Genomic DNA, 24,320 nt, shown 5'->3' on the forward strand with positions numbered 1-24,320 from the left:
GGTTCGCGCGGCAGCCGCGAACGTCAAGCAGTCGGCGCATCGCAGTCCTTGCTGCACGGCCACGGGTGACCGATGAGATCACCGCGGTCCGAGACTGCCGACTGCTCGAGGAGACCTGAGTGACTGCGGAAGCAGAGCGTGCCCACAGCCTGACCGACCTGTTGCGGACCAACGCGGAGCCCCTGGTCGACAAGTGGGTGGACGCGGCCGGCGCCCTGCTGCGCGGGCGATCGACGCGGGCGGAGCTCGAACGGGACTTCCAGGAGTTCTTCGCGGCACTGCTGCCTCTCGCCGGCCACGACGGCCGGGACATCAGCGGGCCGGAGTTCGGCGACCTGCGCTCGTTGCTGGACGAGTACTCGCGCGCCAGGGTCCGGGCGGGCTTCACCCCGACCGAGACGGCGTCGAGCCTGTTCTCGTTGAAGCGCGTGGTCTTCGACCTCACCGAGACCAGCGACGACCCGCAGGTGTACCGGCAGCAGATGGCCTTCTCCGGGCTGCTGGACGCGCTCGGGCTGCTGACGTTCGAGTTCTACGCGAGCGCGCGCGACGAGATCATCAGGGAGCAGTCGGAGCAGCTCCTGGAGCTCACCACCCCGGTGGTGAAGATCTGGGAGGGCGTGCTCGCGGTGCCCCTGGTCGGCACCCTCGACTCGGCCCGCACCCAGGTGGTGATGGAGAAGCTGCTCGAAGCGCTGGTGGAGACCGGCTCCGAGCACGCGATCATCGACATCACCGGTGTGTTCGCGGTCGACACCCAGGTCGCGCAGCACCTGCTCAAGACCGTGGTCGCGGCCCGGCTGATGGGCGCGGAGTGCATCGTGTCCGGCATCCGCCCGCAGATCGCGCAGACGATCGTGGCGCTGGGCATCGAGTTCGGCGACATCGTCACCAAGGCCTCCCTCGCCGACGCGCTGCGGCACGCGCTGCGCCGTGAGGGCGTCGACGTCGTCCGCAGCCAGGCCGTCTGATGGAACGCGTGCCGATTCTCAAGATCGGCGGCGTGCTGCTCGTCTCCATCCAGATCGACCTGCAGGACCAGAGCGTGCTGGCGCTGCAGGAGGACCTGGCGGAGAAGATCTGCGCGACCGGAGCCCACGGCGTGATCATCGACATCTCGGCGGTCGAGATCGTCGACTCGTTCATCGGGCGGATGTTCGCCACGATCGCGTCGATCTCCCGCCTGTTCGACGCCGACACCGTCGTGGTGGGCATGCGTCCGGCGGTGGCGATCACGCTGGTGGAGCTGGGGCTCACCCTGGGTGGTGTGCGCACCGCACTCGACCTCGAACGCGGGATGAAGATCCTCGGACAGCTCGGTCGCGGACGGGACACCTGATGCCGCCCCGGTCCGACGGGCCGGAGGTGGTGCCCATCAGAGGCGACGACGACGTCGTCCGCGTGCGCCAGCTCGTGCGCACGTACGCGCAGCACACCAAGCTTTCGCTGGTGGACCAGACGAAGCTGGTCACGGCCGCGAGCGAACTCGCGCGGAACACGCTCATCTACGGCGGCGGGGGTTTCGCCCGCGTCGAGGAGATCAGCGAGGCCCGCCGCACGGGCGTGCGGGCCTCCTTCCACGACGAGGGACCCGGCATCCCCGACCTGTCGCTCGCGCTCGCCGACGGGTGGAGCAGCGGGTCCGGCCTCGGTCTGGGCCTGAGCGGCGCACGTCGCCTGGTGGACCAGTTCGAGCTGGACACGGAGGTCGGCCGCGGCACGGTCGTGACGGTGGTCAAGTGGAAGAGATGACCACGGCGAGCTGCCTTCCGCTGGTGCGCGACGAGGTCTGGCTGCCGGTCGAGGAGACCGCCCAGGTGGGCAGGATCCGCCGCACCGCCACGTCGCTGGCCGAGCGGCTGGGGTTCAGCGCCACGCGCGCGGCCGAGATCGGCCTCGCCGCCACCGAGATCGGGACGAACCTGCACAAGCACGCGCAACAGGGCGTGGTGCTGATCCGCACGGTGCGCGGGGAGCGGGACGCTGCGGTGGAGATCGTCGCGGTGGACCGCGGCCCCGGCATCGCCGACATGGCGCTGGCGTGGGAGGACGGCCAGTCCACGACCGGCACGCTCGGCGTCGGGCTCGGCGCCGTGGCCCGGCTGGCGACGTCCTGCGCCATGTCCTCCCGTCCGGGCAAGGGGACCGCGCTGGTGGCGCGGTTCGCCCCCAAGCTCGACCGGGCACCCGAGTGGGGTGAGGAACGAGCGGCCGGGATGACCAGGCCGATCAAGGGCGAGGAAGTGTGCGGTGACGCCTACGCGGTCTGCCGGAGCACGGACCGGATGACGCTCATGATGTGCGACGGGTCCGGGCACGGGCCGCTGGCGGCGGACGCGTCCGCCACCGCGGTGCGGGTGTTCCGCGAACAGCCGTTCCTGCCGCCCGACCAGGCGGTCGCCCGTCTGCACGCGGCGTTGCGCGGCACGCGGGGCGGTGCGGTGGCGATCGCGGACATCGACCTGGTCCGCCGGACCGTGCGCTTCTGCGGACTGGGCAACATCGCCGCCGCGGTGCTGGTGGAGGGCCGCAAGCAGGGCATGATCTCGGTGCCCGGGGTCGCGGGCCACCAGGCGCGGACGATCCGCACGTTCGACTACGCGCTCCCGGAACGGGCGGTGGTGGCCATGCACTCCGACGGTCTCACCGAGCGCTGGGGCGCCGAGCACGGCAGTGACCTGATCAACGACCCGCCGGTGCTGATCGCGGCGACGCTGCTGCGCGAAGCGGGCGTGCGTCACGACGACGCCTGCGTGCTGGTGGCCAGACCGGCATGACCACCACCGACCTGCTGCGGCTGCTGATCGTCGACGAGCGCGACGTGTTCCTGCTGCGCCAGCGCGGCCGCCAGGTCGCGGCGGCGGCCGGTCTCGACGGGCAGAACCAGGTCCGGGTCGCGACGGCGCTGAGCGACGTCGGCAGGGAACTCGTGCGGCAGGAGGTGGCCACGACCGCGGTCTTCCGGCTGCGGCAGGGGCCGGTCCCCGCGTTGCTCGTCGAGCTGTCCTGGCAGGAGCCGGTGAGCAACAGCGGTCCTGGCTGGGACACGGCCCGCAGGCTGATGAACGACCTGGTCATGGGCGCCACCGACGTCACACTGGTGAAGAACGTGCCGCACGCGGTCGTGCTCGACGAGAGCCTGCTGCGGGAGTTGCGCGAGGACACGGGCACCACCGCGCTCGACGAGCTGCGCGCTCAGAACCAGGAACTGCTGGAGACGCTCGAGAACCTGGAGACCAAGAGCAAGGAGCTCGAACGGCTCAACGCCGAGCTGGAGGAGACCAACCGCGGCGTCGTGGCCCTCTACCAGGAGCTGTCCGACGAGCTGGAACAGACCAACCAGGGCGTGGTCGCGCTCTACGCCGAGCTGGAGGCGAAGTCCGCCGAACTGCGGGACGCGGCCGCCGCGCGCATCCGGTTCTGGTCCAACATCAGCCACGAGCTGCGCGCGCCGATCAACTCGGTGGTCGGCCTGACCCGGTTGCTCGGCGGACCGGGCGGCGACCCCATGACCGACGACCAGCACCACCACGTGGACCTGATCAACGAGTCCGCGGCGACGTTGCTGGCGCTGGTGAACGAACTGCTCGACACCGCGAAGGCCGAGTCGGGCAGCCTGCGACCGCGGATGGCACCCGTCGCGCTCGACTACGTGGTCACGCAACTGCGGTCGGCGGTGCGGCCGTTGCTGCGCTCCGACGACGTGCGCCTGGTGGTGGACGCGCTTCCCGCCCTGCGGCCGTTGGTCACCGACGAGACGATGCTCGTGCGGATCCTGCGCAACGTCCTGTCCAACGCCGTCAAGTTCACCCGACGGGGCGAGATCCGCTTCACCGCCGAGGCCGGACCCGGCCCCGGCGAGGTCCGGTTCGTGGTCGCCGACACCGGCATCGGCATCCCGCCTGGGGAGCAGGACCGGGTGTTCGAGGAGTTCTACCAGGTGCCGAACGAGCTGCAGATCGGTGCGAGCGGCACCGGTCTCGGCCTGTCCTACGCCCGCAAGCTCGCCGAGATCCTCGGCGGGAGCCTGACCCTGAACAGCACACCCGGCGTCGGCACGGAGGTCGTGCTGACCCTGCCCACCGCCGAGGACGAGTTCGTCCAGCCCGCGTCCGTCGCGTGCGCGCTGATCGCGGACGGCGACGAGAAGTGCCGCAGGCAGCTGCGCGACGCCCTGGCCGGCATCGCCGCCGAGGTGATCGAGACCGAGGACGGCCGCACCGCGCTGAACGTGGCGAAGTCACGGCGTCCGGACCTGGTCCTCATGAGCGCGAGCGCCCCGCTGATGAGCGGCAGCGCGGTGCTGTCGGTGCTGCGGCTCGACCCGGAGCTGGCCGGGGTTCCGGTCGTCATCGTGTGCGGCGACGACCCCGGTGGTCTCGCTCGCAGCGTGCACAGCCTCGGAGCCGCGATGCTGCACTCGGCCCGCATCTCGCCGGAGACGGTCAGCCGCGCGATCAGGGACGCTCAGCTGACGGCGCGCGGAACGGACAACCGATGAACCCGACGGCCATGGGTGGCGGCCCGGCGAGGGTTCTCGTGGTGGACGACCTGGACGCGAGCCGGTTCATCGCCTGCAGCTGGCTGCGCCGCGGCGGCCACACGGTGGTCGAGGCGACCACGGCGGCGGAGGCGCTCATCGCGCTGGAGTCCGACTCGTTCGACCTCGTCCTGCTCGACGTGCACCTGCCCGACATGAGCGGGTACGACGTGACGGAGCGGATCAAGGCCGATCCGCGCACGCGCTCGATCCCGGTCGTGATGCTCTCGGCGACCTACATCGAGCCCGAGGACAAGGTCATCGGGCTCACCCGCGGCGCCGACGCCTACCTCACCGAACCCGTCGACCCCGGGGAGCTGCTCGCCAACGTCGAGGCGGCGCTGCGCTACCACCGCGCCCGCGCCCTCGCCGAACACCTCGCCGCCCGGCTGACCAGGCTGACCACGGCCACGTTCGCGGTCAACGCCGCGACCACGTTCGACGCCCTGGCCGAAGCCGCCGCGATCGGGGCCGCGGACGTGCTCGACACGGAGGCGACCGCCGTTCTCACCGCCCCGTCCGGTGCCGTCTGCGTCGTGACGGCGGGCACCGAGGCCCGGCCTCGCCCGGAGGACGTCGAGCAGTGGATGTCGGCGCTCAGCCCGGGAGTCGGCGTCGCCGTGGTCGAAGCCGGTGCCGTGCCGTGGCAACGATCGGCGCTGGCGGTGGTCGCGCGCACGAAGCCGCGCCGCCCACCCATCGGCATCGTGGTCGGGCCCGGGGCCGTGACCGGTGACGACGACCGGAACCTGCTGCGCCAGCTCGCCCAGGCGACCGCGCTGGCCGCCGAAGGCCTGCACACGTTCGCCGAGGAGCACTCGCTCGCGCTCACGTTGCAGCGCAGCCTCCTGCCCCGCACGTTGCCGCACCGCCCGGAACTGCCGATGACGGCCAGGTACGTGCCGGCGTCGAGCAACGCCGAGATCGGCGGCGACTTCTACGACGTGATCGAGCTCGGCGGGAACCTGCTGATCGCCATCGGTGACGTGTGCGGCCACTCGATCGAGGCCGCGACGGTGATGGGGGAGGTGCGGCACACCCTGCGCGCCTACGCCGTGGAGGGTCATCGGCCGGCCGAGGTCCTGCGCCGGGTCGACGCCCTGCTCGAGCGGTTCCACCCGATCAGCGGCCTCACCACCATGTGCCTGCTGGAGGTCGACCTGGAGGCGGGCACGATGGCCGTCGCGAACGCCGGTCACGTGCCGCCTCTGGTCGTCGACGACCGGGGCGCTCGCTACGTCAGCGTGCACGGGCCGTTGCTGGGCATCGGGTTGGAACGGCCGGAGGCCACCGTGCTGCCGCTGCCGCCGGAGACCACCGTGGTGCTGACGACCGACGGCCTCGTCGAACGGCCGGGCATGGATCTGGACGAGGGCATGGAGAAGCTGCGCGCGACCATGTCGAACACCGAGGACATGGACCATCTCGCCGACCGGCTGCTCGCCGAACTGGGGCAGGGCAAGCAGGACGACATCGCCCTGCTCCTGCTGCGACGGCGCGGATGACGGCCCACGCGGTCGACCTGCCGCTGCGGGCGGGCATGTCGATGGCCTCGTTGCGCCTCGATCTCGCCGCCGCCCTGTCCGACCTCGGCGAGGACCACCTCTACGACGTGCAGCTCGTGGTGACCGAACTCGTGGCGAACGTCCTGGACCACACCTCCAGCACCGGGCACCTGCGGGTCCTGCGCGGCCAGGAGCCCGGTGCGGTGATGGTCGAGGTCGACGACGAGTCCGTGGTGCGACCGGTGTACGGCCGTTCCCGCCTGGGGGAGACCCGCGGCAGGGGGATCGTGGTGGTGGACGACCTCTCGCGCGAGTGGGGCTGCCGTCCGTGCGGTGCGAGCGGCAAGACGGTGTTCGCCCTGGTGGAGTGCGCCGGAACCTGACCCGGTCGTCGCGGTTACCCCGGTTCCGCCGGGGTATTTCTCGCCATGGCCACCACACCATCATCGTCCCGCGGCGAACCACCGGGGCCGCCGGAAGGGCGAAAGCCGGTACCCGCGAGCGGGAGAACCGTCACCGAGCACCTCGAGAACGGTGCGGTCGTGACGTACTTCGATCCCTCGCCGTCCGCGGAGCCGCCGTTCCGTCGTGCGGTCGCGGTCGGGCCGGAGATCGTCGACCCCGGCACGAACCTGCGCTGGATCCCCCTGATCCGCAACGACCTGACGCTCGACATGGTGATGTGGCCGCTGGTCGTGGACATCGCTCCCCAGTAGCTCGTGCGGGCGGGGCGACTCGGTGCCGCCCCGCCCGCACGAGCTCTCACCGCGTAGCTGCTCCGCTGACGGGGGTCAGCAGCGCCAGCATGTCCGGCAGGTCGAAGTGCCGGGCGACGTCGAGCGCGGACCTCGGTCCGAGAGCCGGGTCCGCCCCGGCCGCGAGCAGCAGGCGGACGATGCGTTCCGAGCGCCGGAACACCGCCGCTCCCAGGGCGGTCTGCCCCCGGTCGTTGACCCGGCCGGTGTCGGCGCCCCGCTCCAGCAACGCCTGGACCGCCTCCGGATGGCGGTGGTAGGCGGCGAGGATCAGCAGGGAGTCACCCGCACCGTTGGTGAGGTTGACCGGTATTCCCGCGTCGACCGCCTCCGCCAGCCGCACCGCGTCCCCGTCACGGGCCAGGTCGAACATCGACTGGAGGAAGGCGAGTTCCTCCTCGGTGAGCGCTTCCTGGCCGGTCATGCGATGGCCGGGGGGAAGCGGTCCCACACGCGGTGGGCGCCGAGCAGCGTGGTCACCTCCGCGAGGACCTTCGACGGGCTGTCGCCGAGCACGATCCCCGGTCCCGTCGCGCAGCCGGCGGCCTCCACGGTGGTGCGTCCGGTGCCCCACGCGCCGATGGCCTTGGCGTGGCGGAAGCACTCCTGGATCATCAGGCTGACGCGCGGGTCGGTGGCGGTGCCCGCGACCAGCAGCGCGTCGAACTCGATCGAGCGCGCGGTGAGGAACGTGCGCTGCGCGACCAGACCGCTGTCGCCGAGCGGCCCACCGGTCGGAGCGATCAGCAACGGCACCATTCCGCCCGCGAGAATGGTCTCTCGCACCGTGCGCACACCGTCGAGATCAGCCGGGTCGACCACGATTCCGATGAGGCGGCCGTCCGTCGGCCACGTCCGCCCGACCTGCGACAGGGCCGGACTCGGCGTGACCTTCCTCAGCTTCGCCTGGGCCGGCACCGGAAGTCCCAGCCCCTTGGCCACCTCGGCGCACAGGACGGGGTCGACGTTGGCCAGCACCAGCAGCTCGCGTTCCTTGATCGCCTGCTCGTAGCACTTGCCCAGCTCGAAGGTGAACGCGGCGACGAGGTGTTCCTTCTCCACCGGCGAGAGGCTCTGCCAGAACAGCCTGGGCTGCGTGTAGTGGTCCGCGAACGACTTCGGTGCCTCGCGAACCTTGACCGCCCGCGGCAACGGCTGCGCCACCTCGACGAGCGGCCGGTCCTCGGCCTTCGCGACGAACGGGTTGCCGCCGTCGAGCGTGTTCGGCCGGTACGGGGCGACACCCGCGTGCACCGCCTGCTGGTGGAACCCGTCGCGGAACATGTCGTTGACCGGCACGTGCGGGCGGTTGATCGGGATCTGGTTGAAGTTCGGTCCCGCGAGCCTGGTCAGCTGGGTGTCCAGGTAGGAGAACAGCCGGGCCTGCAGCAGCGGGTCGTCGGTGACGTCGATGCCCGGCACCAGGTTGCCGAGGTGGAACGCCACCTGCTCGGTCTCCGCGAAGAAGTTCTGCGGGTTGCGGTTGAGCGTCAGCAACCCGACCGGCTGCACCGGGGCGAGCTCCTCCGGGACGATCTTCGTCGGGTCTAGCAGGTCGATGCCCTCGAAGGTCTGCTGCGGGGTGTCGGGCATGATCTGCAGGCCGAGCTCCCACTGCGGGTACGCGCCGGACTCGATGGCGTCGGCGAGGTCGCGGCGGTGGAAGTCGGGGTCGAAGCCGCCGGCCATCTGGGCCTCCTCCCACACCAGGGAGTGCACGCCCAGCTTCGGCTTCCAGTGGAACTTCGCGAGCACGGTCTCGCCCTCGGCGTTGACGAGGCGGAACGTGTGGACGCCGAAGCCCTCCATCGTGCGGTACGACCGGGGGATGCCGCGGTCGGACATGTTCCACATGACGTGGTGGGTGGCCTCGGTGTGGGTCGACACGAAGTCCCAGAACGTGTCGTGCGCGCTCTGCGCCTGCGGGATCTCCCGGTCCGGGTGCGGCTTGCCCGCGTGGATCACGTCCGGGAACTTGATCCCGTCCTGGATGAAGAAGACCGGGATGTTGTTGCCCACGAGGTCGAAGTTGCCCTCCTGGGTGTAGAACTTCGTCGCGAACCCGCGGGTGTCCCGCACGGTGTCCGCCGACCCGCGTGAGCCCAGCACGGTCGAGAACCGCACGAACACGGGCGTCTCCACGCCGTCGCCGAGGAACCCGGCCATGCACACGTTCGTGGCAGTGCCGTAGCCGACGAACGTGCCGTGCGCCCCGTATCCACGCGCGTGGACGACTCGCTCCGGAATGCGTTCGTGGTCGAAGTGCATGACCTTTTCGCGCAGGTGGTGGTCCTGCAGCAGCGTCGGCCCGCGCTCTCCGGCCTTCAGCGAGTGATCGGTGTCGCGCAGCCGCGCGCCGGCGGAGGTGGTCAGGAACTCACCCTGCTGGCCCTGGGACAGCTTCGGTGCGCCGGTCGGGGCGCCCGTAGGCGACACCGTCTCCGGCCCGGTCTGGTCGTGCTTGGGAGGCAACGGCCCCCGCGGCTCGGTCGGCTCCTCGAGCGACGGCGGCTCGCTGTTCGGGGCGCCGGGGATCGGCGGGTTCACCAGCTCGGTGACCTTGTCGACCGCCTTCTCCACCGCCGCCTTCACGACCTTGCCCGGCTTCTTGCTCGCCACTGCTTCCTCCTACCGCACAGGAATGTCACTCAGGCAGTACCCGGTGATTCGCGGATGCCAACCACTCGGCACACAACCGTTTGGAGTGTTTTCGAAGGGGTAGCCGATCGCGTCCGAAACGGGCTCACATTCAAGGGAGTCGTCATGTCCCGAACCGAAACGGCGCGGCGTGGCACGATCCAGACCGCCGCGATGGTCGTCGCCGCGGTGTTCACCCTGGTGGGCATCGCCGGGTTCATCCCCGGCCTGACCACGAACTACGAAGCACTGGAGCTGGCCGGCCACGAGTCCCAGGCGATGCTGCTGGGCGTGTTCGCGGTGTCGGTCTTCCACAACATCGTCCACCTCGCCTTCGGCGTGGCCGGGTTCCTGATGGCCCGCACGGCCGGAGGCGCGTACTGGTACCTCGTCGGCGGTGGAGCCGTCTACCTGGTGCTGTGGCTGTACGGGTTGGTGATCGACCACGACAGTGCCGCCAACTTCGTGCCGTTCAACACGGCCGACAACTGGCTGCACCTGTTCCTGGGCATTGGCATGGTCGCCCTCGGTCTGGCGCTGGGCCGCGGCCGCGTCGCGCGCAGGCACTGATCGGGGTGCGGTATTCCCGGTGACGACGAAACGGTGGGCATCGCGGACGCGATGCCCACCGTTTCGCTGAGGCGGCTTCTCAGCCCGCCGGTTGCAACAGAACCTTCTGGGCGCCGTGGAGCTTCTTCTGGAACATCTCGTAGGCGCGCGGTGCTTCGTGCAGCGGCAGCCGGTGGGTGGCGAAGTCGTCGACGCCGAGAGGATCGTCGGTGCCGGACAGCAGCGGCAGGATCTCGTCGACCCAGCGGCGCACGTTCGCCTGTCCCATGTGGAGCCTGACCTGCTTGTCGAACAGTTCCATCATGGGCATGGGGTCGATCATGCCGCCGTACACGCCGGACAGCGAGATCGTGCCGCCGCGCCGCACCGAGTCGATGGCCGCGTACAGCACGCTCAGCCGGTCGATGCCCGCCTTCTCGGTGATCAGCGCACCGGCGGCCTTCGGCAGTGCGGCCACCAGGTTGTGCGCGATCCGGGCGGCCGGTGCGCCGTGCGCCTCCATGCCCACCGCGTCGATGACGGAGTCCGCGCCCCGGCCCGAGGTGAGCGCGCGGACGGCGTCGCCGATGTCGTCGTGGTCGCGCGTGTCGAGCACCGTCGCCCCGTGCGCCTCGGCCCTCGCCAGGCGTTCGGACACGAGGTCGATCCCGATGACCTGTCCGGCGCCCTTGTGCAGGGCGACGCGGGCGCACATCTGCCCGATCGGCCCGAGACCGAAGATCACGACGGAACCACCCGCCGGGATCTCGGCGTACTCCACCGCCTGCCAGGCCGTCGGCAGCACGTCGGACAGGTAGACGAACCGGTCGTCCGGTGGCCCGTCCGGAACCTTGATCGGCCCGTACTGCGCCTGCGGCACCCGCAGGTACTCGGCCTGGCCGCCGGGCACCTGCCCGTAGAGCTTCGTGTAGCCGAGCAGCGCCGCGCCCTTGCCCTCGCTGGTGACCTGGGTCGTCTCGCACTGCGACTGCAGGCCGCGGTCGCACATGAAGCAGTGGCCGCAGGAGATGTTGAACGGGACGACCACGCGGTCTCCGGCCTTGAGCGAGGTGACCTCCGCGCCGACCTCCTCCACGATGCCCATCGGTTCGTGTCCCAGGACGTCGCCCTCGGTCATGAACGGGCCGAGCACCTCGTACAGGTGCAGATCCGAGCCGCACACACCCGTGGAGGTGACTCGGATGACGGCGTCCGTCGGAGACTCGATCCGCGGATCGGGCACAGTGTCCACCCGGACGTCGCGCTTGCCGTGCCAGGTGACCGCCTTCATCGGCGCTCCTTCCCAAAAATCACAGTAGTGGGGCGGGTGCCCTGGTGACCGGCGCGCAAACACGCTGAGTCACGTTGTTTCAAGGCGTTGTGGCAGGCCGATTCCAGGTTCGTGATGTTGCTCAGGACGCGGGGCGTGTACGCGCCCCAAGACGACACCGCGCTTCTGCTCGAAGCGCTCCACGCGGCAGCCATCCCCAAGGGCGCCCGCGTTCTGGACATCGGGACCGGCACGGGCGCCCTGGCGCTGGCCGCCATGCGCGCCGGTGCCTCCGATGTGACCGCCGTGGACGTTTCCCGGCGTGCCGTGTGGACGGCGCGGATCAACGCGGTGATGAACCGCACGCCGATCCGCGTCCGCCAGGGCAACGTGCTCGACGTCGTGCGCGACGAGAGCTTCGACCTGGTGCTGGCCAATCCGCCGTACGTGCCCGCGAACTGCGCCGCGCGAGGACGGGCGCGGGCGTGGGACGCCGGTCTGGACGGTCGCGAGCTGCTGAATCCCTTGTGCGCCCGTTCTTTCGACCTGCTGGCGCCCGGTGGCGTGCTGCTGATGGTCCACTCCGCACTGTGCGGAGTGGACACGACGCTGCAGCAGCTGCGCGAGTGCGGGCTGAAAGCCTCTGTCGTGCAACGGCGCCGGGTGCCGTTCGGGCCGGTCATGCGGTCCAGGACGGCGTTCCTGGAACGGCACGGACTGATCGAGCCCGGACAGCGCGACGAGGAACTGGTGGTGATCCGAGGTGACCGAAGCCCGCTCGCGCAGGGTGACGATCGTGCCGAACGGCCCTGTGCTGGTTGAGGGACCGGTCGAGCTCGTCACGGACGACGGCGTCACGCACACCAGCGACCGGTTCGTGGTCGCGGTGTGCGCGTGCCGGCGCAGCAAGCGCTATCCGTTCTGCGACACCAGCCACCGCAGGCGGGTCCGCAGTGACGACTCGCCCGCCTCCCAGGACGACAGCAGGTGAGCCGCGAGGCGTGACTCGAGGTGTTCCGTCGCTTGGATGCCGAACACGACGTCGGCCCTGAGCGACGGTTCCTGCTCCAGCAACGAGCCGATGACGTCGTTGCGCATGATCTGCTCGTGCACGGCGTCGGCCTCGATGTGCTCGGTGAAGAACTCGACACATCGCGGGTCGGCGCCCAGGCGCTCCAACGCCTGGGCCATGCGCCGGGCACTCGGCGCCGTCGTGATCTCGGCCGCGGCGAAGTGACCGACCAGGGCGCCGCGCAATGACCGGTGCAGGCCGAACAGCGACATCATGTTGACGATCGCGATGGCCGGCGCCGGCACGTCGTCGAGGTAGTGCAGGTAGTCGGAGGACATCCCCGCGCCCTCGAGCAGGTCGGCGTAGAGCCGGGAGTGCATGCGGTCGGCCCGCCCGCCGCCGAACTCGTCGAACTCCACGGCCACCAGCGCGGCCTTCGCCCTGCCTCGCAACCGGGGGATGACCCACGCGTGCGGGTCGGCTTCCTTGTGGTGGTACACCGAACGATGCGCGAAGTACTCGCACATCTGGTCCCACGTCCCGTCGTCGCGCAGGTGGTGTGACACCCCGCTGCCGGGAACGTGCTCGACCAGCAGGTCTCCGAGGGCCGCGTCGAGGTCGTCGCCGCCGTCCACGTCGGACCGGAGCCGGGTGAGGAAGACGTCCTCGATGCGCGCCCGGAGCCGCAGCAGTTCCGGATCCCACTCCCAGCCGGGGTGCACGCCGTCGAAACCGCCGTAATGCAGCTCGTACAACGTGTGCAGGGCGATGGTCAGGTCCTCGCCGTACGGGTCGGCGTCGGTGAACTCGATGGCACGTCCGTCCGGTTCGCCCTTCAGCGTGGCGACGACCTGCTCGGACAAGGGGCCGCGTGGCGATGGTAGTTGCACTCAGGAGTCATACCCGCGCGGCGACGAGCTCACGCACGAGTGCGAGTTCGCCGCGCTCCTCCAGCGCGGGCGTCACGTGCTCGACCAGGGCGTCCAGCAGGACGGTGGCGGGCACGCGGCACTCCTGCCACGGATCGACCCCGGCGCCGTCGATGCCGTACCTGGACGCCGTCCACACGGCCGCGGCGAGCACGTCGTCGCGCACCGCGGGAGGTTCCACGCCTTTCTGGACGTCCTCATAGGCGGCGTGGACGAGCGCACGGGACAATGCGGCCTGCACCATCGCGCCGTCGACCTCCGTGGCGGCGTCCGCCGCGCGGAACTCCACGGTCGGCCACCGGGAGGCCAGCCGCACGAGCCAGAACGACTGCGCCGCGTCCACGAGCGTCCCGCACGTCACCATCCTGGCGACGTGGGCGTCGTAGTCCCGCGCGTCGCGGAACAGCGGAGGCACGCCCGAGCCGGGGAACCTCGACTGCAGCACCATCCGCCAGCTCGCGTAGCCGTGGTCGGGGGAGTTGGCGGACAGGGCCAGCAGGGTCGGCAGCCACGGCCGCACGTGGTTCACCACGGCCACCGCGGTCTCGCGGTCCGGCACACCGACGTGCACGTGGCAGCCGCTTGCCTCGTAGTCCTCGACGACGCCCGCGTACGCGTCGAGGACGCGGTGGAACCGTGCGCCGTCCGCGACGACCGAATGCGTCGAGGCTTTGACCGGCGTGCCACGGGAGACCAGCTCCAGGCCTTCCGCCCGGGCCGCGCCGGCGAGTGTCGACCGGGCCTGCGCGAGCGCCTCGCCCAGAGCGGCGACGCTGGTGCACGGCCCGGTCGCGGCCTCCACCTGGGTTCCGGCCAGCTCCGCGTGGAACTTCGTCAGCTCGGTGTCCCGCACCCGCGCCAGCACGGCGTGCGCGCGCATCACCGTTCGCTGGGAAGCCGCGTCGACGAGCAGGAACTCCTCTTCCACCCCAACGGTGTCAGCACACGCAGCACGCAAGTGCCCATCTCCGCTCTTCCTGGACATCGCTGCCCGAGTACCCCCGTGCGATAGGGGTGAACCACAACGGGGTACTCGGGCCGGTATGGACGACAAAACGGTCGAGGCTCTCGGCAAGCTCCGCAAGGCGCTGGAGACCACCGAACGCGCGCGTGGTCACCTGTACTCGTTCCACCAGCTCACCGGCACCGCCGACTTCGAGCTCGGTGACGCGGTCACGGCGCTGCGCGAGGCGGGGCACGGGGAGCACGCGAACCGCGTGCAACGGGAGCTGCTCGGCCGCAACGTCCTTCCTGGACGGTGGACCTTCCAGATCGTCGAGGAGTACGACGACATGTACCACGACGTGTTCCGCGACGTCGAACGCGCCGTGCGGAACGACCTGGCGGACGGCGAGCGGCACGGTTTCGAGAAGCAGCTCAAGCGCGAGCGTCAGCGGCTCAGCGCCGCCGCGTACTCGGAGAACCCCGGCAGGACCGACCGATGACCCCGTGCGACGGGGTGAGCGAAAACGTGTTTTCGGCCGTTTACACACCGATCCCGGGATCATCACCTATCGGGTGATCTTGCCCGCCTCCGGCCGTGCGGATCCGGCGCGACGTTCTTACGGTCCTGCCCAGCGGTCGCGAGACCGCCGCAGCACCAGGGTATGCCGTGCGCTCACCTGTCCAGCGGCGCGCCCTGTCCATGCCATGGACGAATCCCCCGTCGGACAGGCGCCCTCGCGGGCGGGAGCGGGACGGGGTGCCAAAGGGACATGCGTCATCTTCGTGGCAACATCACCAGTCGCGTCGTGCTCATCGCCTTCTCCGCGACGGCTCTCGTCACAGCGGCCGGCACGGTCGCCTCAGCCTCGGCCCCGGTCGACTGGGACCGGATCGCCCAGTGCGAAAGCGGGAACAACTGGTCGACCAACACCGGCAACGGCTACTACGGCGGACTCCAGTTCAGCCAGTCGACCTGGCAGGCCAACGGCGGCTCCGGCCACGCCCACCAGGCGTCCCGCGAGGAGCAGATCCGCGTCGCGGAGAACGTTCTGCGGACCCAGGGCCTGGGAGCGTGGGGCGTGTGCGGACGCCGCGCCACTGGCGGTGTGCAACCAGCGCGCCAGGGCCACAGCCCGGCCGGTCGCAAGGCCGCGTCGCGCGTGGTGCCGGTGGCCCCGGTGGCCGCGCCGTCCACGAGCAATCCCGACGGCGACTACACGATCAAGTCCGGTGACACGCTCAGCGGCATCGCCGAGGAGCTGCGCGTCGAGGGAGGCTGGCAGGCGCTGGTCGCCAAGAACGCCCGGTTCCTGACCAACCCGGACCTCATCAGGCCGGGCGACAAGATCGCGACGAAGTGACGTCCGGCGCGGGACCTGTCGGTGACAGGTCCCGCGCCGTCACGAGGACCTGCCGGCGAGCTCGGGCAACGGGGTCACCACGCCGTCGCGAGCGGTGCGGGCGCCGCTGTGCCTGCGGCGCACCAGTTGCCCGACCGCCAGCACGACGTAGAGCCCGGACAGGACCAGGATCACCACGCGGTTGGCGGCGTCGGGCAACGTGATGCTGGCCGTGAACTGGGCGGCGAACAGGACGAACAGGGTCGTGGCGCCGATCGTGGTGAGACCGAGGTTCGCGAGGATGCTCACCGCGAACAACGACTGGGTGGCGGTGAGGAGCAGTTCGAGGCGCTGGTGGCCGTCGAGCGGCAGGCCGTGCGTGCCGCCGCTGGAGATCGCGAAGACGATCGGGATGGTGCCGACCAGCAGCGTCCACTGGTTGACCTTGCTCGACAGCAGCGTGCCCAGCGAGTGCGAGGCCATCAGCCGGGCGGCGTAGAGGCAGGCGACGATGAGCTCCGGCGACTCGCTCGCCAGCGGCGCCACCCACTGCACCAGCAGGAACTCGTCCACGCCGAGGCTCGTGCCGGTGTCCACGAGGTTCTGGGCGAAGTGCTCGGCCGTGGCGAGGACGACGATGCCGGCGAAGGTGAACATGCCGATCACCCACCACCGCCGCGGCTTGCGTTCCTGACGGCCCACCCACTCGGACACGCCGAGCAGCTTCGGCTCCTCCACGGGCGCTTTGGACAGCCGCCAGGCGTAGCCCGCGAAGATCGCGAGGAAGACCGCGGCGTCGACGAGCGTGAGGGACGTGCGCAGCGGCAGGCTCAGCGAGTACAGGGTGGCCAGTGCGAGGAACACGACCTCGACCGACATGACCGGCGCGAGCTCGATCCGACCCTCGTGAGTGGACGCGCTCTCCCGATGCGCCCGCCGGACGGCGAGCGCGCCCACGAGCACGACCAGGGGCCAGCCGAACCCGACGAGCACCCGGTTGGCACCGGTCATGTTCGCCAGGGCGAGCGAACACGGGTCCGCCTCACCCGGAGGGGGCACGCAGGTGCCCTCGCGGGCGAACTCCTGGCCCGCCTCCCAGGTGAACACCAGGTCCACCGCGTATTCGGGCAGCACGGCGACGAGCGCGAGCACGGCGATGGCCAGTCCGGCGCTGACGTCCACCTGGGCGGCCTCGGCGGCCCAGGCGAGCACGAACGCCGCGCCCACGATGGCGACGCCGAAGACCAGGGCCGCCAGCGGGGCGGCGACGTCGGGATGCGGCCACCCCAGGTACTCCGCCGCCCCCAGGTAGGCCCCTGGGAGGGTGGCGAGCGCGGCGAACGGGAGCCGTGCCGGGAAACGGCGCCGGTCGTCGTCGGCCAACGGGGTCACGACCGGTCCGGGTCGGACAGCACGGCCAGCACCTCGGACGGAGAGGAGTAGTGGCGGTAGGGCAGGTGGTGCAGCCGGCGGCGGACGTCGATCCCGAGGTCGTGGACTTCGGCACAGATCACGATGCGCACCTTGTCGGCCGGATAGGACAGTTCGTCCAGCACCTGCCGCAACTCGGTCTCCTCGTCCTCCCCTGTGGTCTCCATGGCGGCCGAGTACCCATGGGTGAGCTGCGAAAACCAGCTCAGCGGCCGCGCAGCCACGCCGCGAGGTCGTCGAAACCGTTGCGCACAGCGGCATCCACGGGCGTGACGGGTTCCCAGGGCGGCAGCCGGTGCACGTCCGCACCCGACGCCAGCAGACGCTCGGCGCACTCCTGTTGACCGCCATGGCAGGCGCCCCAGAACGCGATGTTCACGTCATCTGGAGTGGCACCGTCGAGGAGAGCGTGGAGCCGGTCGGACAGCCCGAGCGTCGCCGCGTCGGTCAGCGTGACCGCCGCGCCCCGTTCGACGAGCCGGTGGGCCGCGCGCCACTGGGCGAAGGCCCGCGCGTCGGCCAGGGGAGTGCCGCCGCCGATCACCGCTCCGTCGGCGTCGATGTCCGCACCGGAGTCGAGCAGCGCGTCGAGCACCTCGACGTCATCTGCGCTGGCGGCCCAGTGCAGCGGTGTCTCGCCGTGCGCGCCCTGGAACCGTGCGTTGACATCGGCGCCGGCCGCGGCCAGCGCCGCCACGGTCTGTGCGCTGCGGGGGCGATGAGCGGGCCAGTCCGTCAGCACGTGCAACAGGGTCCGCGCACCTCCGTGCTCGTCGACGATCCGCGCGGTCGCCAGGCCCGCGTCGTCCGCCAGCAGTCGTCGCAAGGTGGTGAGGTCGCCGTCGCGGGTCGCGGCGGAGACGGTCAGAGCCAGCGGATCGTCGTGTCGCACCGTCGTCCTCCGCGGTCGGAGGGGCCGGTGCTGTGGCTCAGAACGTTGCCGGGCGCATCGGTCAGTTCCACGAGCTGCCCGGCGCCGATCCGGACACAGCATGACCCTCGACCTCCTGGGAGTGCGGAACAACCCTCAGGCGTTCGTCCAACGGACCATGTCCGCGAACGTCACGTTGCCGCCGCACAGCACGATGCCCAGCCGCGCACCGGGACCGACCCGTTCGAGCACGGCGGGCGCCGCCGCCACCAGGCACCCGGCGGCGGGCTCCGCCCACACCTTCTGCGTCTCGGCCAGCGTCACCGACCCCCGCACGGCGTCCGCGTCGGACACGACCAGGACGTCCTCGACCAGCGCGGCGGTGTGGTCGTAGGTCAGCTGGGACACGTGCGGCGCCGAGAGGGTCGAGACGATCGACGTCGGCGCGATCTCCACCGGGCCACCCGCGGCGAGTGCGCGGTGCATCGCGTCCGCTCCCTCGACCTCGACGCCCCACACGCGCACGCCGGGCACGAGCGCGTGGAACGCCGTCGCGACGCCCGAGATGAACCCGCCACCGCCGATGCTCACCAGCACGTCGGTGACGTCCGGCGCGTCGGTCGCGAACTCGAGGCCCGCGGTGCCCTGGCCGGCGACCACGACCGGGTCGTCGTAGGGGTGCACGAGCGTCGCGCCCGCCTCGACCAGGTCGTTCAGCAGCGCGAACGCCGCCGCCAGGCCGTCGGTGAGCCGCACGTCCGCACCGGACGCCCGCGCGAGCTCGACCGAGCGCGCGGGCGCCGTGGAGGGCATTACGACGGTCGCGGCGACGCCGAGTTCACTCGCGGCGGCGGCCAGCGCGATCCCGTGGTTGCCGCCGCTGACCCCGACCACACCGGCCGCCCGGTCCTCGGCGGACAGCGAGAGGATCTTCGCGAACGCGCCGCGCGTCTTGAACGAACCGCTGCGCTGCAACAGTTCCAGCTTCACCGTCGTCGGAACGCCCAGCAGCGCGGACAGTCCCGGCGAGGGGAGCGTGGGCGTGCGCAGCACCCGTCCGTCGAGCACCTCGGCCGCGGCCCGGACGTCGTCGATGGTCAGCAGCTCCGCCATGGCACCACCCTAGGGTGAGCCGGACCGCACGCCGCTCCCAGCAGGTCGCCATAGTGATCCGCAAAAGCTCCTCAGGGTGGCCATTGCATCCGTAGAAGCGGAACCTAAGATGGGGGAGGGCCGAATCTGCGGATCGGCGACGAGGTCGACCGCCTGGAGGCTCGGACCATGTCCAGAATCGCGAACAGCGTGCTCGTGGCCTTCTCGGCCGCGCTGGTGCTCGCGGGGTGCGGCTCCGGCGGCCAGGCCGCCACCGCGTCCGGGGCCGTCACCGGTGACGTGACCGTGTTCGCGGCGTCGTCGCTGACCGAGACGTTCACCCGGCTGGGCGAGGACTTCGAGGCCGCCCACCCCGGCACGAGGGTCAGGTTCAACTTCGGCGGCAGTTCGGCTCTCGCGCAGCAGCTCAACCAGGGTGCGCCCGCCGACGTGTTCGCGAGCGCCGCTCCGGCGAACATGAAGCAGGTGACCGACACCAAGGCGATCACGGACGCGCCGAGGACGTTCGCGCGGAACAGGCTCGCCATCGCGGTGCCGAAGGGCAACCCCGGCAGGATCGCCGGGCTCGCGGACTTCGCGGACACCGGCAGGAAGATCGCGCTGTGCGCCGAGCAGGTGCCGTGCGGTGCCGCGTCGAAGAAGGTCTTCGAGCTCGCGAAGGTCACGCCCGCGCCGGACACGCTGGAGCAGGACGTCAAAGCGGTGCTGACCAAGGTCTCGCTCGACGAGGTCGACGGCGCACTTGTCTACCGGACGGACGTGAAAGCCGCGGGCGACAGGGTGGAGAGCGTCGAGTTCACCGAGTCCGCGCAGGCGGTCAACGACTACCCGATCGCCCCGCTGGCCCGGGCGCGCAACGCCGTGGCGGCCAAGGCCTTCGTGGACTTCGTGCTGTCGGACGAGGGCCGCGCGGTGCTGAGCGAGGCGGGGTTCGACAGCCCGTGACGCGCGACCGAGTACGCGGACGGCTGCCCGTCGTCCTCGTCCTGCCCGCCGTGATCGGCCTGGCGTTCCTGCTGGTGCCGCTCGCCGGGCTGCTCATCAGGACACCGTGGACCTCACTGTCCACTTCGCTCAGCGCGGAAGTCGGTGAGGCGCTGCGGTTGTCGCTGGTCTGCGCTTCGCTGGCGACGGTGCTGTGCCTGTTCCTCGGCATCCCGCTGGCCTGGCTGCTGGCGCGGTCCGGGCTGCCGGGACGGGGATTCCTGCGGGCGCTCGTCACCGTGCCGCTCGTGCTGCCACCGGTCGTCGGCGGTGTCGCGCTGCTGCTGGTGCTGGGCAGGCGCGGGCTGATCGGCGAGCACCTCGACGCCTGGTTCGGCATCTCGCTGCCGTTCACCACGGCCGGGGTCGTCGTCGCGGAGGCGTTCGTGGCGATGCCGTTCCTGGTGATCTCGGTCGAGGGCGCGTTGCGGGCCGCCGATCCGCGCTACGAGGAGGCGGCGGCCACCCTGGGCGCCTCCCGGTGGCTGACGTTCCGGCGGGTGACGCTGCCGTCGGTGCTGCCCGGCGTGGTGGCGGGCGCGGTGCTGTGCTGGGCGCGGGCGCTGGGGGAGTTCGGGGCGACGATCACGTTCGCGGGCAACTTCCCCGGCGAGACGACGACCATGCCGCTGGCGGTCTACCTGGCCCTGGAAACGGATCCGGACGCGGCGATCGTGCTGAGCATCGTGCTGTTGCTGGTGTCCGTCGGAGTGCTGGCCGGTCTGCGCGACCGGTGGATCAGCGGGCCGACGTGACCCTGAACGCGGACCTGCGCGTCACGCGCGGCACCTTCACCCTCGACCTCGGCCTGACCATCGCACCGGGCGAGGTCGTCGCACTGCTCGGCCCGAACGGCGCCGGCAAGTCCACCGCGCTACGCGCTCTGGCGGGCTTGCTCCCGTTGACGTCGGGGCACATCACCGTCGGTGAGTCCACCTGGGACGGTGCGGACGCGTTCCTGCCCGCCGAGAAACGGCCGATCGGCGTGGTGTTCCAGGACTACCTGCTCTTCGCGCACATGTCCGCGCTGGAGAACATCGCGTTCGGCCTCAGGGCCCGTGGCACGCGCCGGAACGAGGCACGGGCCGAGGCGGCGCGCTGGCTCGGCCGGGTCGGGCTCGACGGCTACGCCCAGACCAAGCCGCGCTCGTTGTCGGGCGGGCAGGCACAACGGGTCGCGCTCGCCCGTGCCCTGGCCACCGGCCCTAGCCTGCTGCTGCTCGACGAACCGCTCGCGGCGCTGGACGCGAGCACCCGCCTGCAGGTCCGCTCCGAACTGGGGCGGCACCTCGCGGACTTCGGCGGCCACACGCTGCTGGTGACGCACGACCCGTTGGACGCCATGGTGCTGGCCGACCGGCTGGTGATCCTGGAAGGCGGCCGCGCCGTGCAGACGGGACCGCCGGCGGAGGTCGCCCGCCAGCCGCGCACCGACTACGTGGCCGACCTCGTGGGCCTGAACTTCTACCGCGGCACCGCATCCGGCACCGAAACGGACCTGGACGGAGGCGGCACGCTCACGATTCCCCGGCCCGTCGACGGTCCGGTGCACGTCGTGTTCCCGCCCAACGCCGTGAGCCTGCACGCCGAGCGGCCGGAGGGAAGCCCGCGCAACGTCTGGCCGGTCACGGTCGAGGGGATCGAACAGCACGCGCACACCACCCGCGTCCGCCTGGACGGCGCGCCGAACGTGCTCGCGGACATCACCACGGCCACCCTCGCCGAGCTGCGGCTGCGGCCGGGAGACGCGTTGTGGGCCGCGGTGAAGGCGACCGAGATCCACGTGTACCCGGCCTGACCGCTTGATAGCCGCGGGCTATGAAGCGATAGGAACGTTCGCTTGGACACCGCGCCGATTCCGGGAGGAAGGTCGAGGCACCACAACAACTTCCGAACGGGGAACGACAATGGCGAAGGTCCTGTGCGTGCTCTACGACGACCCGGTCGACGGCTACCCGGCCACCTACGCGCGGGACGGACTGCCGCGCCTCGACGCGTATCCGGGTGGTCAGACGCTGCCGGCGCCGTCCGCCGTCGACTTCACCCCCGGCACCCTGCTCGGCAGCGTCTCCGGTGAGCTCGGCCTGCGCCGGTACCTGGAGAGCCAGGGCCACACCCTGGTCGTCACGTCCGACAAGGAAGGCCCGGACTCGGCGTTCGACCGGGAACTCGCGGACGCGGACGTCGTTATTTCCCAACCCTTCTGGCCTGCCTACCTGACGGCCGAACGCTTCGCGCGCGCCCCGCGGCTCAAGCTCGCGCTGACGGCGGGCATCGGCTCGGACCACGTCGACCTGGACGCCGCGATCGAGCACGGCGTCACGGTGGCGGAGGTGACGTACTGCAACAGCATCAGCGTCGCCGAGCACGTCGTGATGTCGATCCTCACCCTGGTGCGCAACTTCGTGCCGGCGCACCAGATCGTGCGTGACGGCGGCTGGAACATCGCCGACGCCGTGGCGCGGTCCTACGACGTCGAGGGCATGCACGTCGGCACGGTCGCGGCCGGACGCATCGGACTGGCGGTGCTCCGGCGCCTGGCCCCGTTCGACGTGCACCTGCACTACACCGACCGCCACCGCCTGCCGGAGAACGTCGAGCGGGAGCTGAACCTCACCTTCCACCCGACGACGGCGGACATGGTGCCGCACTGCGACGTCGTGACGATCAACGCGCCGCTGCACCCCGAGACCGAGGGGCTGTTCGGCGACGACCTGATCGCCACGATGAAGCGCGGCGCCTACCTGATCAACACCGCCCGCGCCCGCATCGCCGACCGCGAGGCCGTGGTCCGCGCGCTGGAGAGCGGCCGGCTCGCGGGCTACGCGGGCGACGTGTGGTTCCCGCAGCCCGCCCCGGCCGACCACCCGTGGCGCACCATGCCGAACCACGCCATGACCCCGCACATCTCCGGCAGTTCGCTGTCGGCGCAGACCCGGTACGCGGCCGGCACCAGGGAGATCCTGGAGTCGTTCTTCGCGGGCAGGGCGATCCGCGACGAGTACCTGATCGTCGACGGCGGCAAGCTCGCCGGCACGGGCGCGCACTCGTACTCGACCAACGGCTGACCGTTCCACATCGCGGGAGCCCTTGCCGCTGCCCGTGTTCTGCTCCGACCATTGCCGCCACCACCGAGCGGACGAGGGGGCGGCATGAGCGCGGAGGACGGCGTCGACCGCGAACGCGGGATCGCGTTGAACGAGGACTGGGCGGCGACGATCGCCGGCCTGGTGCTGCTGGCACTGGTGCTGGCGCGGATCGTGCCCGGCTGGCTGGTGCCGTGATGACGGAAGTCGAGACGCGGCAACGGTCCCAGGTGGCGTGGGCGGTCGGCGGTGTCGTGGTCGTCGTGGTGCTGGGCGCGCTGACCCGGTACCTGGAGCACCAGGTGCCGGTGTTCACGAAGGGCACCTGGCTCGGTGGCGTCGCGAAGAGCGTCGAGTACCCGGTCTACGCGATCCTGCTGGGACTGCTGGGAAACGCGGTGCTGACCGGGCTCGGGTTCCGGGACCGGCTCGCCGCGGGGTTCCGCACCGAGTTCTTCATCAAGACCGGTCTGGTGCTGCTGGGCGCGTCGATCAACTTCGCGGTGATCGTCAAAGCCGCCGGACCGGCCATCGCCCAGGCGTTCCTGCTGATCACACTCGTGTTCGGCTTCACGTGGTGGCTGGGCGGCAAGCTCGGCATCGACGCGAAGCTGCGGGCACTGCTGGCCTCGGCGGTGTCGATCTGCGGCGTGAGCGCGGCCATCGCGGCGGCAGGCGCGGTGCAGGCTCGCCGTGAACAGCTCGCGTACACCGCGAGCATGGTCATCATCTTCGCGCTGCCCTCGATCTTCCTGCTGCCACTGGCCGTGGACGCCCTGGGCCTCCCGGCACCGGTGGCGGGAGCGTGGATCGGCGGCAACATCGACACCACCGCCGCCGTCAGCGCGGCGGGCGCGATCGTCGGTGAGGAGGCGTTGCAGATCGCGACGATCGTGAAGACGACGCAGAACGCTTTGCTCGGCGTCGTCGCGGTCGCGCTGACGGCCTACTTCGCGTTGAAGGTCGAGCGCACCGGCGAGACGAAGGTCAGCGGTCGGGCGCTGTGGGAACGGTTCCCCAAGTTCGTGCTCGGCTTCCTGGCGGCGTCGGTCGTCGCGACGGTCTTCCTGGAGTCCGGTGGCGACAAGACCGTGATCACGACCGTGAACGATCTGCGCACGCTGTTCCTGATCCTCGCGTTCGTCTCGATCGGACTGGAGTTCCGGGTCGCGCCGCTGCGGGAGGCGGGGTGGAAGCCGATCGGGGTCTTCGCCAGTGCGACGGTGGTCAACCTGCTGGTGGGCCTGGGGCTGGCGAGCGTGCTGTTCGCGAGTTTCACCGGCTAGTGGCTCACGCGCGCCGAACCGCTTCGCCTGCGCGGCGGCAGGCCGGCGCCGGTGTGATCCAAAGCCC

28 protein-coding genes are annotated in these 24,320 nt (G+C 70.9%); 19 read left to right on the forward strand and 9 right to left on the reverse strand.

Annotated elements, in window-relative coordinates:
* Nucleotides 1–119: 119 nt before the first annotated feature.
* The 8 genes from AB0M48_RS35905 (at nucleotide 120) to AB0M48_RS35940 (ending at nucleotide 6,761) form a co-directional block, all read left to right on the forward strand.
* Entirely contained in the window at nucleotides 120–971 is an 852-nt protein-coding gene (locus AB0M48_RS35905; RefSeq protein ID WP_363850504.1) for an STAS domain-containing protein, read from the forward strand.
* Nucleotides 971–1,339 carry an STAS domain-containing protein gene (locus AB0M48_RS35910; RefSeq protein ID WP_363850507.1) on the forward strand — a complete coding sequence of 123 codons (369 nt, stop codon included), beginning with the start codon at nucleotides 971–973 and terminating at the stop codon, nucleotides 1,337–1,339. The genes AB0M48_RS35905 and AB0M48_RS35910 overlap by 1 nt, the downstream gene beginning before the upstream one ends.
* A complete protein-coding gene (locus AB0M48_RS35915) occupies nucleotides 1,339–1,752 on the forward strand; it encodes an ATP-binding protein (protein WP_363850509.1) in 414 nt (137 codons plus the stop codon). The genes AB0M48_RS35910 and AB0M48_RS35915 overlap by 1 nt, the downstream gene beginning before the upstream one ends.
* Nucleotides 1,749–2,777 carry an ATP-binding SpoIIE family protein phosphatase gene (locus tag AB0M48_RS35920; protein WP_363850780.1) on the forward strand — a complete coding sequence of 343 codons (1,029 nt, stop codon included), beginning with the start codon at nucleotides 1,749–1,751 and terminating at the stop codon, nucleotides 2,775–2,777. Before AB0M48_RS35915 ends, AB0M48_RS35920 begins: the two co-directional genes overlap by 4 nt.
* The gene (locus AB0M48_RS35925; RefSeq protein ID WP_363850512.1) at nucleotides 2,774–4,501 is read left to right on the forward strand and encodes a hybrid sensor histidine kinase/response regulator; all 1,728 of its coding nucleotides are present in this window, start codon (nucleotides 2,774–2,776) and stop codon (nucleotides 4,499–4,501) included. The genes AB0M48_RS35920 and AB0M48_RS35925 overlap by 4 nt, the downstream gene beginning before the upstream one ends.
* A complete protein-coding gene (locus tag AB0M48_RS35930; RefSeq protein ID WP_363850515.1) occupies nucleotides 4,498–6,045 on the forward strand; it encodes a fused response regulator/phosphatase in 1,548 nt (515 codons plus the stop codon). Before AB0M48_RS35925 ends, AB0M48_RS35930 begins: the two co-directional genes overlap by 4 nt.
* Nucleotides 6,042–6,428, forward strand: coding sequence for an ATP-binding protein (locus tag AB0M48_RS35935; RefSeq protein ID WP_363850518.1), 387 nt, complete (start codon nucleotides 6,042–6,044; stop codon nucleotides 6,426–6,428). The genes AB0M48_RS35930 and AB0M48_RS35935 overlap by 4 nt, the downstream gene beginning before the upstream one ends.
* 159 nt (nucleotides 6,429–6,587) lie before the next feature.
* Nucleotides 6,588–6,761: a hypothetical protein gene (locus AB0M48_RS35940; RefSeq protein WP_363850521.1), complete on the forward strand. Its 174-nt coding sequence runs from the start codon at nucleotides 6,588–6,590 to the stop codon at nucleotides 6,759–6,761.
* Nucleotides 6,762–6,807: 46 nt separating this feature from the next.
* Here AB0M48_RS35940 and AB0M48_RS35945 read toward each other — a convergent pair whose 3' ends face one another.
* Entirely contained in the window at nucleotides 6,808–7,224 is a 417-nt protein-coding gene (locus AB0M48_RS35945) for an ankyrin repeat domain-containing protein (protein WP_363850524.1), read from the reverse strand.
* Nucleotides 7,221–9,419, reverse strand: coding sequence for a catalase (locus AB0M48_RS35950; RefSeq protein WP_363850527.1), 2,199 nt, complete (start codon nucleotides 9,417–9,419; stop codon nucleotides 7,221–7,223). Before AB0M48_RS35950 ends, AB0M48_RS35945 begins: the two co-directional genes overlap by 4 nt.
* 144 nt (nucleotides 9,420–9,563) lie before the next feature.
* On the opposite strand from AB0M48_RS35950, the gene AB0M48_RS35955 reads away from it, so the two are divergent.
* On the forward strand, nucleotides 9,564–10,007 hold the full coding sequence (locus tag AB0M48_RS35955) for a DUF4383 domain-containing protein (RefSeq protein ID WP_363850530.1): 444 nt from the start codon (nucleotides 9,564–9,566) through the stop codon (nucleotides 10,005–10,007).
* Nucleotides 10,008–10,086: 79 nt separating this feature from the next.
* On the opposite strand, the gene AB0M48_RS35960 is transcribed toward AB0M48_RS35955, so the two are convergent.
* Nucleotides 10,087–11,277: a zinc-dependent alcohol dehydrogenase gene (locus AB0M48_RS35960; protein WP_363850533.1), complete on the reverse strand. Its 1,191-nt coding sequence runs from the start codon at nucleotides 11,275–11,277 to the stop codon at nucleotides 10,087–10,089.
* A 111-nt stretch (nucleotides 11,278–11,388) separates the two neighbouring features.
* On the opposite strand from AB0M48_RS35960, the gene AB0M48_RS35965 reads away from it, so the two are divergent.
* Nucleotides 11,389–12,078 (forward strand): HemK2/MTQ2 family protein methyltransferase, encoded by a 690-nt coding sequence (locus AB0M48_RS35965; protein WP_363850782.1) that lies wholly within the window; start codon nucleotides 11,389–11,391, stop codon nucleotides 12,076–12,078.
* Nucleotides 12,020–12,247 (forward strand): CDGSH iron-sulfur domain-containing protein, encoded by a 228-nt coding sequence (locus tag AB0M48_RS35970; protein WP_363850536.1) that lies wholly within the window; start codon nucleotides 12,020–12,022, stop codon nucleotides 12,245–12,247. Before AB0M48_RS35965 ends, AB0M48_RS35970 begins: the two co-directional genes overlap by 59 nt.
* Here the strand turns inward: AB0M48_RS35970 and AB0M48_RS35975 are convergent.
* Nucleotides 12,169–13,131: an iron-containing redox enzyme family protein gene (locus AB0M48_RS35975; RefSeq protein WP_363850539.1), complete on the reverse strand. Its 963-nt coding sequence runs from the start codon at nucleotides 13,129–13,131 to the stop codon at nucleotides 12,169–12,171. The genes AB0M48_RS35970 and AB0M48_RS35975 overlap by 79 nt on opposite strands.
* A 34-nt stretch (nucleotides 13,132–13,165) precedes the next feature.
* Complete coding sequence (locus tag AB0M48_RS35980) at nucleotides 13,166–14,125, reverse strand: YbdK family carboxylate-amine ligase (protein WP_363850542.1); 960 nt, start codon at nucleotides 14,123–14,125, stop codon at nucleotides 13,166–13,168.
* A gap of 115 nt (nucleotides 14,126–14,240) precedes the next feature.
* Between AB0M48_RS35980 and AB0M48_RS35985 the strand changes: the two genes are divergently transcribed.
* Together AB0M48_RS35985 and AB0M48_RS35990 are read left to right on the forward strand one after the other, a co-directional pair.
* The gene (locus AB0M48_RS35985; protein ID WP_363850545.1) at nucleotides 14,241–14,642 is read left to right on the forward strand and encodes a hypothetical protein; all 402 of its coding nucleotides are present in this window, start codon (nucleotides 14,241–14,243) and stop codon (nucleotides 14,640–14,642) included.
* Nucleotides 14,643–14,912: 270 nt separating this feature from the next.
* Nucleotides 14,913–15,503 carry a transglycosylase family protein gene (locus AB0M48_RS35990; RefSeq protein ID WP_363850548.1) on the forward strand — a complete coding sequence of 197 codons (591 nt, stop codon included), beginning with the start codon at nucleotides 14,913–14,915 and terminating at the stop codon, nucleotides 15,501–15,503.
* Nucleotides 15,504–15,542: 39 nt separating this feature from the next.
* On the opposite strand, the gene AB0M48_RS35995 is transcribed toward AB0M48_RS35990, so the two are convergent.
* The 4 genes from AB0M48_RS35995 to AB0M48_RS36010 form a co-directional block, all read right to left on the reverse strand.
* Nucleotides 15,543–16,874 carry a sodium:proton exchanger gene (locus AB0M48_RS35995; protein WP_363850551.1) on the reverse strand — a complete coding sequence of 444 codons (1,332 nt, stop codon included), beginning with the start codon at nucleotides 16,872–16,874 and terminating at the stop codon, nucleotides 15,543–15,545.
* The gene (locus AB0M48_RS36000) at nucleotides 16,871–17,080 is read right to left on the reverse strand and encodes a DUF2795 domain-containing protein (protein WP_363850554.1); all 210 of its coding nucleotides are present in this window, start codon (nucleotides 17,078–17,080) and stop codon (nucleotides 16,871–16,873) included. Before AB0M48_RS36000 ends, AB0M48_RS35995 begins: the two co-directional genes overlap by 4 nt.
* 38 nt (nucleotides 17,081–17,118) lie before the next feature.
* The gene (locus AB0M48_RS36005) at nucleotides 17,119–17,805 is read right to left on the reverse strand and encodes an ankyrin repeat domain-containing protein (protein WP_363850557.1); all 687 of its coding nucleotides are present in this window, start codon (nucleotides 17,803–17,805) and stop codon (nucleotides 17,119–17,121) included.
* Nucleotides 17,806–17,940: 135 nt separating this feature from the next.
* Nucleotides 17,941–18,897, reverse strand: a complete 957-nt coding sequence (locus AB0M48_RS36010) for a threonine/serine dehydratase (protein WP_363850560.1) — start codon at nucleotides 18,895–18,897, stop codon at nucleotides 17,941–17,943.
* A 168-nt stretch (nucleotides 18,898–19,065) separates the two neighbouring features.
* On the opposite strand from AB0M48_RS36010, the gene modA reads away from it, so the two are divergent.
* The 6 genes from modA (at nucleotide 19,066) to AB0M48_RS36040 (ending at nucleotide 24,253) form a co-directional block, all read left to right on the forward strand.
* Entirely contained in the window at nucleotides 19,066–19,842 is a 777-nt protein-coding gene (modA, locus tag AB0M48_RS36015; RefSeq protein ID WP_363850563.1) for a molybdate ABC transporter substrate-binding protein, read from the forward strand.
* On the forward strand, nucleotides 19,839–20,636 hold the full coding sequence (modB, locus tag AB0M48_RS36020; RefSeq protein WP_363850566.1) for a molybdate ABC transporter permease subunit: 798 nt from the start codon (nucleotides 19,839–19,841) through the stop codon (nucleotides 20,634–20,636). Before modA ends, modB begins: the two co-directional genes overlap by 4 nt.
* Entirely contained in the window at nucleotides 20,633–21,679 is a 1,047-nt protein-coding gene (locus AB0M48_RS36025) for an ABC transporter ATP-binding protein (RefSeq protein ID WP_363850569.1), read from the forward strand. Before modB ends, AB0M48_RS36025 begins: the two co-directional genes overlap by 4 nt.
* Before the next feature lie 109 nt (nucleotides 21,680–21,788).
* Nucleotides 21,789–22,949, forward strand: a complete 1,161-nt coding sequence (locus tag AB0M48_RS36030) for an NAD-dependent formate dehydrogenase (RefSeq protein ID WP_363850572.1) — start codon at nucleotides 21,789–21,791, stop codon at nucleotides 22,947–22,949.
* A gap of 84 nt (nucleotides 22,950–23,033) precedes the next feature.
* Entirely contained in the window at nucleotides 23,034–23,165 is a 132-nt protein-coding gene (locus tag AB0M48_RS36035; RefSeq protein WP_363850575.1) for a hypothetical protein, read from the forward strand.
* The gene (locus AB0M48_RS36040; RefSeq protein WP_363850578.1) at nucleotides 23,165–24,253 is read left to right on the forward strand and encodes a putative sulfate exporter family transporter; all 1,089 of its coding nucleotides are present in this window, start codon (nucleotides 23,165–23,167) and stop codon (nucleotides 24,251–24,253) included. The genes AB0M48_RS36035 and AB0M48_RS36040 overlap by 1 nt, the downstream gene beginning before the upstream one ends.
* The last annotated feature ends 67 nt before the right edge of the window (nucleotides 24,254–24,320 follow it).

Origin of the sequence: Lentzea sp. NPDC051208, assembly GCF_040682435.1 — a bacterium.
Lineage (GTDB): Bacteria > Actinomycetota > Actinomycetes > Mycobacteriales > Pseudonocardiaceae > Lentzea > Lentzea kristufekii.

Bases quoted from the DNA above. Each gene is read 5' to 3' on its own strand.
- AB0M48_RS35925 (WP_363850512.1), top strand. From the start codon at position 2,774: ATGACCACCACCGACCTGCTGCGGCTGCTGATCGTCGACGAGCGCGAC.
- AB0M48_RS36035 (WP_363850575.1), top strand. From the start codon at position 23,034: ATGAGCGCGGAGGACGGCGTCGACCGCGAACGCGGGATCGCGTTGAAC.
- AB0M48_RS35910 (WP_363850507.1), top strand. From the start codon at position 971: ATGGAACGCGTGCCGATTCTCAAGATCGGCGGCGTGCTGCTCGTCTCC.
- AB0M48_RS35990 (WP_363850548.1), top strand. From the start codon at position 14,913: ATGCGTCATCTTCGTGGCAACATCACCAGTCGCGTCGTGCTCATCGCC.
- AB0M48_RS35930 (WP_363850515.1), top strand. From the start codon at position 4,498: ATGAACCCGACGGCCATGGGTGGCGGCCCGGCGAGGGTTCTCGTGGTG.
- AB0M48_RS36030 (WP_363850572.1), top strand. From the start codon at position 21,789: ATGGCGAAGGTCCTGTGCGTGCTCTACGACGACCCGGTCGACGGCTAC.
- AB0M48_RS35935 (WP_363850518.1), top strand. From the start codon at position 6,042: ATGACGGCCCACGCGGTCGACCTGCCGCTGCGGGCGGGCATGTCGATG.
- AB0M48_RS35920 (WP_363850780.1), top strand. From the start codon at position 1,749: ATGACCACGGCGAGCTGCCTTCCGCTGGTGCGCGACGAGGTCTGGCTG.
- AB0M48_RS35985 (WP_363850545.1), top strand. From the start codon at position 14,241: ATGGACGACAAAACGGTCGAGGCTCTCGGCAAGCTCCGCAAGGCGCTG.
- AB0M48_RS35945 (WP_363850524.1), bottom strand. From the start codon at position 7,224: ATGACCGGCCAGGAAGCGCTCACCGAGGAGGAACTCGCCTTCCTCCAG.
- AB0M48_RS36000 (WP_363850554.1), bottom strand. From the start codon at position 17,080: ATGGAGACCACAGGGGAGGACGAGGAGACCGAGTTGCGGCAGGTGCTG.
- AB0M48_RS35915 (WP_363850509.1), top strand. From the start codon at position 1,339: ATGCCGCCCCGGTCCGACGGGCCGGAGGTGGTGCCCATCAGAGGCGAC.
- AB0M48_RS36040 (WP_363850578.1), top strand. From the start codon at position 23,165: ATGACGGAAGTCGAGACGCGGCAACGGTCCCAGGTGGCGTGGGCGGTC.
- AB0M48_RS35960 (WP_363850533.1), bottom strand. From the start codon at position 11,277: ATGAAGGCGGTCACCTGGCACGGCAAGCGCGACGTCCGGGTGGACACT.
- modA (WP_363850563.1), top strand. From the start codon at position 19,066: ATGTCCAGAATCGCGAACAGCGTGCTCGTGGCCTTCTCGGCCGCGCTG.
- AB0M48_RS36010 (WP_363850560.1), bottom strand. From the start codon at position 18,897: ATGGCGGAGCTGCTGACCATCGACGACGTCCGGGCCGCGGCCGAGGTG.
- AB0M48_RS35955 (WP_363850530.1), top strand. From the start codon at position 9,564: ATGTCCCGAACCGAAACGGCGCGGCGTGGCACGATCCAGACCGCCGCG.